Raw genomic sequence first — 12,384 nt, 5'->3', positions numbered from 1 at the left:
TCCGGCTTCAACCGGAGGAGCATCACTAAAATTCATTGGCCTGGGGGTAAGCTTTGTTGTAAAACTCTTCATCAGGGGATTTCACTATTCTTGCCCGTGCAAAACGTTTGAGAAATCTTGAACTTCCAAGTGAATATGTGTCTTTAGCCAGAGGATCAATAAAATAAGCAAACATTGTGTTGATAAAGTATTCCAGAGTTACATTATATACCTTTCTTCCTGCTATATCCGTACTTTCGGTCCGGGCTTTTACAGGGACAAAGCTATTTAGGTTAAAATGAGGCAATAACAGGATTGCAGCAGCTGTTTTTACTCTATTGTCCAATGTGTTTTCATCTTTTGTCACAGAAGCAGCACGTGCAATTGAAAATGCAGCTTCATTTGATATCAAGTCATGGATAACGACAATACATAGCTGGATAGTCGCAAAACAAATAATAATAAGGAATACGGTGCATAGCAGCGTTTCGATTAGAGCCTGCCCCTTAGTATTCTTAAATTTATTCATTTTAGCTTTATCTCTAATGCCTGAGTATCTGTTTTAAATCCGATCATATCAGTCACAAGAAGGGCAATAGTGTAGTTGCCCGTCTTTAAGCCTTCAATGTTTTTCAAAGAAATTTCATTTACAAATTCCAGGGGTTTCCTGCTGATAAGGTCTTTCTGGTCTATGATACCTGCTTTTAACAGCACTATGGCATTCCTTGAATCCCTGACGGTAAGGTCTTCTCTAACCCAGTAATATTTTACATTTTTCTCTTTTACAGCGATAAGGTTTTTTGCACTGAAATTTAACCGGATTATTTCGCCGATTTTAAACTCGGTTTTCTCTATCTCTATTTTATTGTTTCCGGAGCCAATTTTCAGGTCAGTTATCTGGAAAGACTCCTTACTTCTTTCAGTTTTATCTTTAGAAGATGATTGTTTTAAGTTCTTGCAGGAAAGAAAACTAAAAAGAAAAACAAACAAAAATGATGTTGCTATGAATTGTTTTAGCATGTTATTTAAGGCCGTAACTGTTAACGACACCTGCTATTTGTGCATCTGCCAAAGATAAAGCGTTACCCGTGTTTTCTTCTATGTTTTGATAGGAGTTTTGGGCAGTATTTTTTATGCCTTCATTGTACACGTCTATTTTAGCCTGGTTTTCAGCTACCTCATCCTTAATACTGTCCTTTGATTTTACGATTTTATCATTATATTCTTGTATACTAATTTCAGCTGTTTGATTAGCTTCCCGGATTTTGCCCTGGTATATTTTTATCTCTGTGTCACAGGCACTTAGTTTATTTTGTGTTTCGTCCTGGATTTTTTGTATATCTTCATTTCCCGAAGCAACGGTTTCTTCTATTTCACTTTTATAATCTTCAACTTCTTTATTTATGTTGTTAACCATTGCGGTATCTGTACAATTTTCAAGCCTGTTTCTGGCCTCGCTGATTTTATAGTTCAACCCGGCTATGGTCTTTTCCGTATTTTCCCTGACACTCTCTATTTGAGACTCAGATTGTTTAATGGAATCGTTCAAAGATGCTTGAATTTCATTTATCCTGGTTTGATAATTATCTACTGTCTCTTTTAGTCCGGCTTCAGTGTTTTGAATTAAAGCCTGGTAATGGTTTACTTCAGCTTCTATACTTTTTTGGGTATCATATATTTTTTCTTTGTATTTTTCCACTTCAGTGTTTATTTTTGCTTCAGCTTTGTTTTTATAATCAACAATTGAATCTTCCAGATTATTTTTTACATTGTTTAAATCATCTTTGGCTGTTTCAATCCTGCCCTCAGCATCGTTTGCGAAGCTGTCTGCCATTTTTTTGTAAGAATCCACCGTAGCATAAATCCCTGCCTGCATATCGTCTATTTTGGCCTGGTACTCAGAAATGTTTTTTTCATATTCATTTTTAATGTCATTTAGGTGAGTTGCCTGGTTTGTTAATTCGTCTTCAAAACCGGATATTTCATTTTTGGCATCTGAAACTATGTCATCGAATTTCTTCTGATATCTGGCTATTTGTTCTTCAAGAGCTTTGGATATATTTACTTCTGATACGGTTTCCCATTCTTTTGAAAAACAGGTAAAATCCATAATAAAAGTCAGTAAAAGAGCGGTAGTAAAAAAATATAATTTTAGTTTCAGGGTCAAGGCATAACTCCTGCCGGCCCGCTCCTTAAAAATTTAATTTTATTGAATTTTGAAGCAAGGGCTGCAAGGAACAACTTAACAACCCCGTAGGAAGCAAGCGTGAGAATAGATAATATCAATACATATTCAACCATCGCCTGAGCGTTCTCATCATTGTAAAATCTGGATACAAATTTAATCATAATATACACCGTTTCTCTCTGCTGCTATTCAATTATTTTTGGGGTAACAAAAATTAGAACATTCGTTTTGGTGTCAACATCTATTTGCCGGCTGAAAAGGTAGCCCAATATAGGGATATCCATCAAAAGAGGGATACCGGTTTTTTGTTTCTCTTTTTTTGTTTCTATCATTCCGGCTAGAGCAAGCGTTTGCCCGTTTTTAATGACTAATTGAGATGTAGCCTTTCTTGAAGTAATGGCCGGGTTGCCCGCCACTGCGTTTGACCAGTCCAGGCGGCTGACTTCCGTAGTCATAGAAACATCTATCTGGTTATCATGAGTTATTTTTGGTAATATAATCATCTTAAGACCGAATTCCTTCCAGTTAATAGTACCTCCTCCGACCCCTGAAGCAACAATAGGCACTTCTCCTCCTACAAGAAAATCTGCGGTCGTACCGGATTTTGTTACCAATTTTGGCTTAGAAAGCACCTGGGCAGCGCCCTTTTGTTTCAATATTTTCAGGCTTGCAGTTAATGCGGTATACCGTTTCCAATCCCCTGCATCTATTAATGAAGGAACCTCAGGAAGAGCGGCAGGTATCCTTTTGGTTCCAACAAAGGATGGCTCCCAGGATATCTCTCCTGCCTGTAGAGTATCTGCCCATTGAATGCCGAGTTCGTTCGCTTTATTATTGTTTATTTCTGTAATTTCGATCTCTACTTCTATCATTTCAGATGAGAGACAGGGGACAGCAAAAATAAACAAAAATAAGACAAACATGAGCAACGAAACCGATGCGTTCAGCATTCTCTGATTTTGCATTTTTCCTCCCTATAGGTATATTGTGGTATGAATTAGTTTATAACGGCTTTTTGTGCAAGTCAACAATCAAGTTTGGAAGTACTTGAAAATAATGAAGATATTCTACTAAAAAAATCTTAGTTATTCAATAATTTTGGATAATTAGAATTAACAATAGAAATATAAAAATGTTGCTTTTTAAAAACAAAAATATTATAATTAATTAAGATTCTAAAAAACCTTATAGATAGTGTCAAAAGTAAAATGAAAAGTATGAAAATTAAAAGGGATGTCATTCCAGCATAAAGAGGAGGTTTTATGTCAGGTAAAATTAAAAAGTTGATTGATGAAATTGTGAAAAAGCGGGCAAGAGGTATTGAAACTATTATGGTGACCACAAGAACCAAGCTGTTCATGAAGGGGATAAATGTGGATACGTATACGGACACATCAGAAGACAATGTTGAGGTTGTTGATAAACTGCATAAAATTGCGGAAGAAATGGGTGTGCAACTATAATTCCAAAAAGGAGAATAAAATATGTCAATTAAAACAATTTACTCAACGAAAGCAGGTACAGAGGCTGTGTTGGCTGACTTAGCAGACAAAGCTAAAAACATAGAAAAAGCACTTAAACCCAGGATGGTATTGTTTTTTACTACTTCCAACCTTGACCTCCCCAAAGTCGGTTCAGGAATAAAAAATATATTTAAGGATGCGGATGTTTTTGGCTGCACTACTTCTGGAGAAATAGTAAGCGGCCTTGTCTTAAAAAACTCTGTTGTTGCCATGATTTTTGACAAGGATACTATTGAAGATGTAAAGGTTGAAATTGTTGAAAAAATCAAAGAAGGAAATAATGTAGAAAAGGCATTTAATAATTTCGAGGAATATTACAATTTTAAAATGAACTCAGTAGATACTAAGAAGTTTGTCGGTATAATTCTTGTCGATGGTTTAAGCGGCGCTGAAGAAAGGTTAATGGATAAAATAGGCGACCTTACAAATGTTAATTTCATCGGCGCTTCCGCCGGAGACGACCTGAAGTTCAAAGAGACCTTTGTTTTCTCAAACGGGCAGCTTTACTCAAATGCGGCGGTGCTGGCCTTGATAAAATCAAAGGTGGCCTTTGATTTTATCAAAACTCAAAGCTTTGATAAGAAGACTAATAAATTGACCGCGACAAAAGTTATAGAGTCCTCAAGAGAAGTTGTGGAATTCAATAATAAACCTGCTGCCGAAGCCTATGCTGAAGCATTGGGTGTTAAAGTTGAAGATGCTCCAACCAAATTTATGACTAACCCGGTAGGACTTATGGTAAATAACGAACCTTATGTACGCAGCCCCCAGCAGCTGGTAGGCAAAAATATCAAATTTTACTGTAATATTAAACAGGGGATGGAGCTTTCCTTGCTTGAATCTACAGATATCGTTACTGATACAAAGAGAGCGGTTGAAAATAAACTTAAAGAGATGGGCAAGGTTTCAGGCATAATAAATTTTCACTGCATATTAAGAACTCTGGAACTTGAGAACAAAAAACAAACAGAACCTTACGGCAAAATATTCACAGATGTTCAGACAATTGGTTTTAGCACGTACGGCGAACAGTTTGTCGGGCACATAAATCAGACCTCGACTATGCTTATATTTAAATAGGTTAAGGCTGGAATTAGGTATAAGAAATATTAATATAAGTAAGATTGCTTCGCTTTTAGAAAGCCATGACATTTTTATTAGTCATTGTCTGTAACTAAACTGCGAAATAATCTTACTTATTTTTTTAACCGAACAATTGTCAAGTTAAATTTGATGCACTTGGAATAATAATGATTATTGATTTTATTTTATTTGGTTTTATATTTTTCTCGATTTATTCTGACATAAGATTTAGAAAAATCTTTAATTATACGGTATTGTCTTCATCTATACTAGGATTCGGATTGAATTTTTATTTTTTCGGTATAAAAGGTTTAGAAACTTCATTTTATGGATTTATCGCAGGTTTTAGTTTTTTATTTGTTTTTTACCTTCTTAAAGGAGTCGGAGCAGGAGACGTAAAGTTCATGGCAGCAGTCGGTGCGCTTAAAGGTATGAAATTTGTACTTATAGGAGGATTGTACGGAGCCTTGGCAGGGGGTACAGCAGCTATATTTGTACTCATAACGAAGAAAAGATTTTTACCCGTAGTTAAGAAGGTGTTTTTTGCTATATTGCTTTTTCTATCGATAAAAACAAAAGAGTCTTTAGAATTCAACCCTAAAGACTCCATATATTTGCCTTATACGGTTTTCCTTTCAATCGGGATGGTCATACACTGGCTCGAATTATATTTTAAATAAGTTCTGCACCCTGAACCCTTGCCCCTATCCCCTGCTTTTTACGCCTTTTCCGTTTTTGCCTGACAGCTTATGCAATATCTGACCCACGGAAGTGCTTCAAGCCTCGGTATCGCTATTTTCTGCCCACAGGACTCGCATTTCCCAAAGGTTCCCTTCTCAATACGGCTTAGGGCTGATTCAATGTTGTCGAGCATCACCTTTTCATTGTCTGTCAACTCAAAAAGTATTTCTTTCTCCACGGATTGAGATGCGCTGTCTATTTCATCTCCGATTTCTACGTCCTGCAGGTCTCTTTCCTTTTTGCTTTTTACGACCTGAGTCAGGTCATCTCTTTTTTCAAGTAATAATTTCCTTAGCTTTTTCAGCTCTGTCTGGTTCATTGTTGTTTTATCTCCCTTTTTATTATTACCACATCGGCAAGATATATCACTAATGTGATGCGACTACTTTAATTGTGCGAAGTTCTTCTGTTTCCTGCCCGCTTATCCTTATATCTTTTGCGGATAAGTCCATAAGATAATCACATATTTCTTTTGTTATTCTTTCACCGGGTATCAAAATGGGTATTCCTGGAGGGTATGGAGTAAGTGTCTGGGCTGCGATCTGGCCTGCAGCCTTAGTTATATGTACACGCTTGGTTTTTCTTGACAAAAAAACCTCTCTTGGCATCATGACCATTTCAGTAGGTAGTGAAGGTATCTGTAATATCCAGTTTTCCTGATGTCCGTGGTATTTTTGTTCTATGTCCGTAAGGGCATCGACAAGGGTTTTTACGTCGCTTAAGTCTGAGCCTATTCCCATAATCGCTATTAAATTGAAGATGTCTGCACAATCAACTTGGATATTATACTCTTTTGCTAAAATATCCGCAATATAGTAACCGGAAAATCCTGTCCGGGTCACATTTATGGTTAATTTTGTTACATCGAGGTCAAAGCCGTGTTTATTTATCTCTTGTCTTGTGAAACAGGAATAGCTTTTTAACTGGTTTATTCTTTTTCTGCCGTATTCTGCGGCTTTTATAACCTTATCAAGCATTTGTTCGCCCTGAAGTACAGCTTGTCTGCGCGCCAGGTCTAAACTTGCAAGGATCAAATAATTCGGGCTGGTTGTCTGGTAAAGTGATACTATTTTTTTTACGCGTTTTATATCAAGTAATTCAGAATTGAAATGAAGGGCAGAACCCTGGGACAAGGCAGACAGCATTTTGTGCGTGGATTGAACACAGAGATCAGCGCCTACTTCTGTGGCGGAAACCGGCAGGTTTGAGTGGAACCTTAAATGAGCTCCGTGAGCTTCATCGACCAATAGTACTTTTCCGTTTTCATGGCAGATCTCGGCTATTTTTGCCAGGTTAGTTGTTATTCCGTTGTACGTAGGGCTTGTTACAAAAACTGCTTTTGATTCAGGGTATTGCTTTATAGCCGCTTCTATCTGTTCAGGCGATGAATCGAATACTATGTCCAGGTTTTGGTCGACTTTAGGTTGTAGCCAAATTGGCCAAAGCCCGGATTGTATCACTCCGGACATAACGGATTTGTGTGCATTCCTTGAAATTATCACCGAATCGCCGGGTTTGCAGGCAGACATGAACATGATCATATTACCTACAGAAGATCCGTTTACAAGAAAGAACGAATGAGAAACCCCGTAAGCGAGGGCCATCAGCTCCTGAGCCTTCTTTATTATTCCTGTTGGGTCATGCAAAGAATCAACTTCAGGAAAAACAGTTACATCAAAATAATAGGCGCTCTTGCCCGTAAAGGAGCGTAAACGTTTATCTATGCTGCGCCCATTTTTATGGCCTGGGGTATGGAATGATGTTACATGCCTTTTGGAGCGTGAAAGAAGGGTTTCAAAAAGAGGTGCCCTGTTCTGTTTTTTCATTTAATTAGAAATTTCCTTTTTCTTGCTTCAATGTAATGGTAAATTCTACAAAATAAAAAAATAAAATGCAAAGTAATTAATAAAATTATTTTTATGATAAAAAATAATAAATTTATGGACGTTGGTTGGATGTTCAACAGCCTTAACTACGATAGGTAGACAAAGTCAAAAAGGTGTATAGGTGCTAAAATAAATTATTATATTAGGGTTTAATATCCTTTATTTGCGTAGGAAGCCCCATTTTATTCAATAATTCTATGAAAGGATCAGGGTTCAATTCTTCAACATTGACCATCGTTTTTGTTTCCCAGTCGCCTTTTGCCACGAGTATAGCTGCTGCGACGGGCGGCACGCCCGCTGTATAGCTGATTGCCTGGGATTCGACTTCTTTGTAGCACTCCTGGTGGTCACAAGTGTTATATATGAATATTTCCTTGTTTTTTCCGTTTTTCTCTCCTTTGATCAGGTTCCCGATACAGGTTTTTCCTGTATAGTTCGGTGCAAGAGAAAGCGGGTCCGGGAGTACAGCCTTTAAAAGCTTTAATGGTACGACCTGCATCCTGTCAACTGTTACCGGTTTTTCTGAAGTAAGCCCTATGTTTGAAAGAACGCTGAAAACATTTATATAATGCTCGCTAAAACCCATCCAAAACCGTATGCTGTTTGCATCAATATTTTTTGACAATGAATGCAGCTCATCATGCCCGTTGAGATAAATAGGCATTTTCCCTACGACGGGGAAATCATATAGCTGCTTTACAGTGTGTATCTTTTCTTCAACCCATTTCCTGTCTAGCCAGGTCCAGACTTTCTTGAATTCCCTAAGGTTTATTTCAGGGTCGAAATTCGTTGCAAAATACTTACCGTGGATGCCGGCATTAACATCCATTATATCGATGGTATCTATTTTGTCAAAATGGTGTTTGACGGCAAGTGCACACCAGGCGTTTACTACGCCGGGGTCAAAACCAACTCCAAGAATAGCCGTTACCCCTTTTCTTTTACAGCGGTCTTTGCGTTTCCATTCATAATTAGCATACCACGGCGGGTTTTCGCATACTTTGCCGGGTTCTTCATGAATAGCTGTATCCATATAAACTACCCTTGCTCCAAGGCAGGCTTCAAGGACAGACATGTTTATGAAGGCAACTCCAAGGTTAATTACTATCTCTGTATTTGTCTCTTTGATCAAATCCACCATCGCAGGTATATTGTATGCATCTATTTTTCGCGAATAGATTTTTTTAGTCTTATCCCTCATACTGTTTTTTCTTTTGACACTTTCAATTATTGCATCGCATTTATTTAAATGCCTTGATGCTATGCAAATATCTCCAAGGATATCATTGTTTTGAGCACATTTGTGCGCGGCAACATGGGCTACTCCGCCTGCCCCTATGATCATTACATTTTTCTTCATAATAGAAAAACCTCCAAAAAGTAACAACTTATAGCACTACTTCGTTAAGTCGAATATCATACGACACTCTTTCTTCTTCGGTGTCTTTGCGAGGAGCGAAGCGACGTGGCAATCTCCAAAACGTCGAGATTGCTTCGCCTCTGGCTCGCAATGACAAACCTCACTTAACGAAGTAGTGATAGATTAAGACAAAGATAAAGAACTTCAAAAATATATTTTTTCTTAATCTCTATCTTTATCTGTTTTTGTTAAGAAAGACTATCTAAATAATCCTTATATGTAAAAGCACGAACTATTTTCACAGAACCATTCAGCTTCTTGACCACAATCGACGGCATTTGAAGACCGTTAAACCAGTTTTTTTTCACCATAGTGTATCCTGCTGCATCCGATAGCCTGACCATACTGCCTACTTTTAATCTTGACTTGAAATTAAAGGTCCCGAAAGTATCTCCGGCAAGGCATGAACGGCCGGCTATAATATATTTAAAATACCCTTTGCCTGAATTTAATATTTTTGCGGGTATTCGGTATATAAGTAAATCCAGCATATGGGCTTCGGCCGAAGCGTCTACAATGGCTATATCTACTTCGTTATGGACTATGTCAAGGACTGACGTCACAAGTTCGGCAGAGTTAGTAATAGCTGTTTCTCCTGGCTCAAGATAAACCTGCACATCGAATTTCTTGCTGAATTCCTTTAATTTAGCACAGAAGTTGTCAATAGGATAGCCGTCTTTAGTAAAATAGAGCCCTCCGCCTAGGCTTACCCAGCGCAGTTTCTCAATGGTTTCTCCATAATTTTTTCCTATATGGTCAAGAGTAGAAGAAAAATTATTGAAATCATCATTCTCGCAGTTAAAGTGGAACATTAAGCCGTCTATCAGGGGAATTGCTTCTTGCAGGGATCTTTTGTCAATCACGCCAAGCCTGGAATATTTTCTTGCCGGGTCTGCGAGGTCAAAATGAGAATAACTGGTTCCCGGGTTGACGCGTAATCCCAGTTTGATGCCTTTTACAGTGTCGTAAAAAAACTTTAATTGAGATAAGGAATTAAATATTATTTTATCGGCGTATTGTTTTATACTGTTGATGTCGCTTTTAGAAAAAGCCACGCAGTAGGCATGTACCTCTTTGCCAAACTTATCATGCCCCAGCTTTGCTTCGTACAGAGAACTGCCGGTGGTGCCGTCCAGGTATTTGTTCATAAGGCTAAATACCGACCAGGTGGAAAAACATTTAAGTGCAAGGACGGATTTTGCACCGGAGGTGTTGCGGACATATTTAATTTTTAATAAATTTTTTAGAAGTTTTGATTCGTCGATTAGATAGTATGGGGTTGTGAGCTGCATTATTTGATTACCGGGTTTTTTTAATTTAATTGTAAGAAAATATTACTAAATTATTTTATCTTTGTAAATAGGCTTTCTTCTTCTAAGAAGAAAGCCGCGATTACAGTTATTCAAAACTGCGATAGTTCGGCAAGCTCACCATCCTGAACGAAGCCGAAGGATTGCAATGATACTTAAAGGCCTTATCACTGTCATCATGTAGTCAAGCACAGTAATCAAGGGGTGCTTTTGGTCACCCCTAAAAGATATTCAGACTTCCAGTCCGGTAACCATCTATATCGACCGCAATGTAATGCCAGCCTAAATTTTTTAAACATGCAGATATTTTCTGGATATTTTTATTTCTAAAGATATCCCTTATCTCGGTCTTGCCAAGCTCTATTCGAGCTATATCTCCATGGTGCCTTACGCGTAGATTCATGAAGCCAAGTTTTTTTAGGAAATTTTCTGCTGCCTCAATTCTTTTAAGGGTCTTAGCAGTTATCTTTGTGTGATAGGGAATCCTTGATGCAAGGCAGGCCTGAGCTGGCAAGTTCCACGTTGAGAGGCCGCATTCCTTACTGTATTTTCTTATGTCTTTTTTTAAAAAACCCGATGACTTTAGGGGCGACTTTACATTCCATTTTTTTACGGCTTTTTGTCCGGGCCTGTAGTCTTTGAGGTCGGAATAATTCGTTGCATCACACAGCACCATTTTTTGTTTTTTTGCGATAAATGAAAGTTTGCGGAAAAGTTCATCTTTGCAATAAAAACACCTGTTAAACGGATTTTTGGAAAATCTGTCATTTTGAAGTTCTCTGGTCTTTATAATTACGTGCTTAATTTTTAATTTATTTGAAAAAGACCTGGAAAGTTTCAATTCGTTTGACGGATATGTTTCGCTTAAAGCAGTGACTGCAAGAACATTGCCTGGTCCAAGGGTTTTTGCAGCAAAATAGAGAAGAAAAGATGAATCAACTCCGCCGGAGTATGCGATAAGGACTCGTTTATATTTTAATAGTAAATTTTTGAGAATATTTAACCTATTCTTTAACATAAGTGTTTTCATTATATCAAATTTGACGGTTGAATAAAAATTTGCTATTTTTACTTATATTTATTAGAAGAATCCATCCGGCAGGAGACATCTCTAATGATAAAAACAAATTGCATCCATTTTTCTCTGGACAGGCCGTGTAAATTCCACAAAAAAAGCGGGATTCATTGCTCCGACTGCAAAAACTATATTACGATATCTTCGAATTTAAAAAAACATACAAGGATATTAATAGTAAAACTCGATGCTATGGGAGATGTTTTAAGGACTACATTTTTACTGCCGGGCCTGAAGGATAAATACAAAAACTCATACATAACCTGGCTTGTTGCTCCTGAATCCGTGGATATCCTTGACGGGAACCCTTATGTTGACAGGATATGGACGCTTGATAAGGATATCTTCTCCCATATTACTGCCGAAAAATTTGACATAGCGGTCAATCTCGATCTTTCGCCAACAAGCCTGAGCCTGGCTACGTTGGCGATCGCAAATATAAAAATAGGCTTTTACCTGGATAAGTGCAGGAATGTCAAATATTCAAATGCTTATGCGAAAAAATGGCTTGAAATGAGCGCATTTGATGATCTTAAGAAAGCAAATAAAAAAACTTACCAATACTACATGTCAAAGATAACCGGCTTGCCTAAATCCGATTACGAGATATGTACTATTTTAAAAAAAGAATCTATGGAAAAAGCTGAAAAGTTTGCCCAGAGGCACGGCCTTAAAGGCAGGGTTGTTGTAGGTATCAATCCTGGGGCAGGTAAAAGATGGGTCATGAAAAAGTGGACTGTGAACGGATACCTTGAGATAATAAAGCGTATCAATGCGACGGGCGGCAAGGTACTTCTTTTTGGAAATAAAAATGAAGAAGAGCTTATAGCTGAAATAATAAAAAGATCTGCGAACAAAGCTGTAAATACGGGTGTTAATTCCATTCATGATTTTTTTGCCCTGCTTAACCTTTGCGATATAGTCATTACAGGCGATACCTTGGCCCTGCATGCGGCCCTGGGGTTAAAAAAGAATGTCGTGGCGCTCTTCGGCCCGACCTCTGCAAGTGAGATCGAGGCCTACGGCCGCTGCATGAAAATAGTCTCCCCTGCCGGCTGTGTCTGTTGTTACATAGCTGACTGTAAAAAGAAACCTAGTTGTATGGAATTAATTGAACCTGCTGCGGTGTGGAAAGCATTTTTAAGTTCCTTCGGTCAAAACATATTAGTAGTTTAACTA

General features: G+C 37.8%; 14 protein-coding genes. 4 read left to right on the top strand and 10 right to left on the bottom strand.

The features are described 5' to 3' along the window. Window positions 1-25: 25 nt before the first annotated feature. The 5 genes from LHV68_03855 to LHV68_03835 are packed head-to-tail and all read right to left on the bottom strand — an operon-like array spanning window position 26 to window position 3,132. Window positions 26-508: a hypothetical protein gene (locus LHV68_03855; protein ID MCB4791003.1), complete on the bottom strand. Its 483-nt coding sequence runs from the start codon at window positions 506-508 to the stop codon at window positions 26-28. Beyond that, window positions 505-999: a hypothetical protein gene (locus LHV68_03850; GenBank protein MCB4791002.1), complete on the bottom strand. Its 495-nt coding sequence runs from the start codon at window positions 997-999 to the stop codon at window positions 505-507. The genes LHV68_03855 and LHV68_03850 overlap by 4 nt, the downstream gene beginning before the upstream one ends. A gap of 1 nt (window position 1,000) precedes the next feature. Continuing rightward, complete coding sequence (locus LHV68_03845) at window positions 1,001-2,146, bottom strand: hypothetical protein (protein MCB4791001.1); 1,146 nt, start codon at window positions 2,144-2,146, stop codon at window positions 1,001-1,003. Further along, window positions 2,143-2,328 (bottom strand): hypothetical protein, encoded by a 186-nt coding sequence (locus LHV68_03840; GenBank protein MCB4791000.1) that lies wholly within the window; start codon window positions 2,326-2,328, stop codon window positions 2,143-2,145. The genes LHV68_03845 and LHV68_03840 overlap by 4 nt, the downstream gene beginning before the upstream one ends. 24 nt (window positions 2,329-2,352) lie before the next feature. Then, window positions 2,353-3,132 carry a type II and III secretion system protein gene (locus LHV68_03835; GenBank protein ID MCB4790999.1) on the bottom strand — a complete coding sequence of 260 codons (780 nt, stop codon included), beginning with the start codon at window positions 3,130-3,132 and terminating at the stop codon, window positions 2,353-2,355. 297 nt (window positions 3,133-3,429) lie between these two features. Between LHV68_03835 and LHV68_03830 the strand changes: the two genes are divergently transcribed. From LHV68_03830 to LHV68_03820, 3 genes are all read left to right on the top strand, one after another. Next, window positions 3,430-3,630 (top strand): hypothetical protein, encoded by a 201-nt coding sequence (locus tag LHV68_03830; GenBank protein MCB4790998.1) that lies wholly within the window; start codon window positions 3,430-3,432, stop codon window positions 3,628-3,630. A gap of 21 nt (window positions 3,631-3,651) precedes the next feature. Then, a complete protein-coding gene (locus tag LHV68_03825; GenBank protein ID MCB4790997.1) occupies window positions 3,652-4,770 on the top strand; it encodes an FIST C-terminal domain-containing protein in 1,119 nt (372 codons plus the stop codon). Window positions 4,771-4,940: 170 nt separating this feature from the next. Beyond that, entirely contained in the window at window positions 4,941-5,453 is a 513-nt protein-coding gene (locus tag LHV68_03820; GenBank protein ID MCB4790996.1) for an A24 family peptidase, read from the top strand. 38 nt (window positions 5,454-5,491) lie between these two features. On the opposite strand, the gene LHV68_03815 is transcribed toward LHV68_03820, so the two are convergent. From LHV68_03815 to larE, 5 genes are all read right to left on the bottom strand, one after another. Continuing rightward, entirely contained in the window at window positions 5,492-5,833 is a 342-nt protein-coding gene (locus LHV68_03815; GenBank protein ID MCB4790995.1) for a TraR/DksA family transcriptional regulator, read from the bottom strand. A gap of 49 nt (window positions 5,834-5,882) precedes the next feature. Continuing rightward, the gene (locus tag LHV68_03810; protein ID MCB4790994.1) at window positions 5,883-7,340 is read right to left on the bottom strand and encodes an aminotransferase class I/II-fold pyridoxal phosphate-dependent enzyme; all 1,458 of its coding nucleotides are present in this window, start codon (window positions 7,338-7,340) and stop codon (window positions 5,883-5,885) included. 202 nt (window positions 7,341-7,542) lie between these two features. Beyond that, complete coding sequence (locus LHV68_03805; GenBank protein MCB4790993.1) at window positions 7,543-8,760, bottom strand: saccharopine dehydrogenase family protein; 1,218 nt, start codon at window positions 8,758-8,760, stop codon at window positions 7,543-7,545. A 248-nt stretch (window positions 8,761-9,008) separates the two neighbouring features. Next, a complete protein-coding gene (nspC, locus tag LHV68_03800) occupies window positions 9,009-10,112 on the bottom strand; it encodes a carboxynorspermidine decarboxylase (GenBank protein ID MCB4790992.1) in 1,104 nt (367 codons plus the stop codon). Between the two features lie 238 nt (window positions 10,113-10,350). Then, the gene (gene larE, locus LHV68_03795; GenBank protein MCB4790991.1) at window positions 10,351-11,148 is read right to left on the bottom strand and encodes an ATP-dependent sacrificial sulfur transferase LarE; all 798 of its coding nucleotides are present in this window, start codon (window positions 11,146-11,148) and stop codon (window positions 10,351-10,353) included. 96 nt (window positions 11,149-11,244) lie between these two features. Here larE and LHV68_03790 point away from each other — a divergent pair, with 96 nt between their 5' ends. After that, window positions 11,245-12,381 (top strand): glycosyltransferase family 9 protein, encoded by a 1,137-nt coding sequence (locus tag LHV68_03790; GenBank protein MCB4790990.1) that lies wholly within the window; start codon window positions 11,245-11,247, stop codon window positions 12,379-12,381. Window positions 12,382-12,384 lie beyond the last annotated feature (3 nt).

Origin of the sequence: Candidatus Liberimonas magnetica, from assembly GCA_020523885.1 — a bacterium.
Taxonomy (GTDB): domain Bacteria; phylum Elusimicrobiota; class Endomicrobiia; order Endomicrobiales; family JAFGIL01; genus Liberimonas; species Liberimonas magnetica.
The sequence above is the reverse complement of the archived record's forward strand: the minus strand, read 5'-3'. Positions and strand labels throughout refer to the sequence as shown.

Coding starts and splice junctions, on each gene's coding strand:
- LHV68_03855 (MCB4791003.1), bottom strand. CDS start 508: ATGAATAAATTTAAGAATACTAAGGGGCAGGCTCTAATCGAAACGCTG.
- LHV68_03830 (MCB4790998.1), top strand. CDS start 3,430: ATGTCAGGTAAAATTAAAAAGTTGATTGATGAAATTGTGAAAAAGCGG.
- LHV68_03825 (MCB4790997.1), top strand. CDS start 3,652: ATGTCAATTAAAACAATTTACTCAACGAAAGCAGGTACAGAGGCTGTG.
- LHV68_03790 (MCB4790990.1), top strand. CDS start 11,245: ATGATAAAAACAAATTGCATCCATTTTTCTCTGGACAGGCCGTGTAAA.
- LHV68_03840 (MCB4791000.1), bottom strand. CDS start 2,328: ATGATTAAATTTGTATCCAGATTTTACAATGATGAGAACGCTCAGGCG.
- LHV68_03850 (MCB4791002.1), bottom strand. CDS start 999: ATGCTAAAACAATTCATAGCAACATCATTTTTGTTTGTTTTTCTTTTT.
- LHV68_03815 (MCB4790995.1), bottom strand. CDS start 5,833: ATGAACCAGACAGAGCTGAAAAAGCTAAGGAAATTATTACTTGAAAAA.
- LHV68_03810 (MCB4790994.1), bottom strand. CDS start 7,340: ATGAAAAAACAGAACAGGGCACCTCTTTTTGAAACCCTTCTTTCACGC.
- nspC (MCB4790992.1), bottom strand. CDS start 10,112: ATGCAGCTCACAACCCCATACTATCTAATCGACGAATCAAAACTTCTA.
- larE (MCB4790991.1), bottom strand. CDS start 11,148: ATGTTAAAGAATAGGTTAAATATTCTCAAAAATTTACTATTAAAATAT.
- LHV68_03805 (MCB4790993.1), bottom strand. CDS start 8,760: ATGAAGAAAAATGTAATGATCATAGGGGCAGGCGGAGTAGCCCATGTT.
- LHV68_03820 (MCB4790996.1), top strand. CDS start 4,941: ATGATTATTGATTTTATTTTATTTGGTTTTATATTTTTCTCGATTTAT.
- LHV68_03835 (MCB4790999.1), bottom strand. CDS start 3,132: ATGCAAAATCAGAGAATGCTGAACGCATCGGTTTCGTTGCTCATGTTT.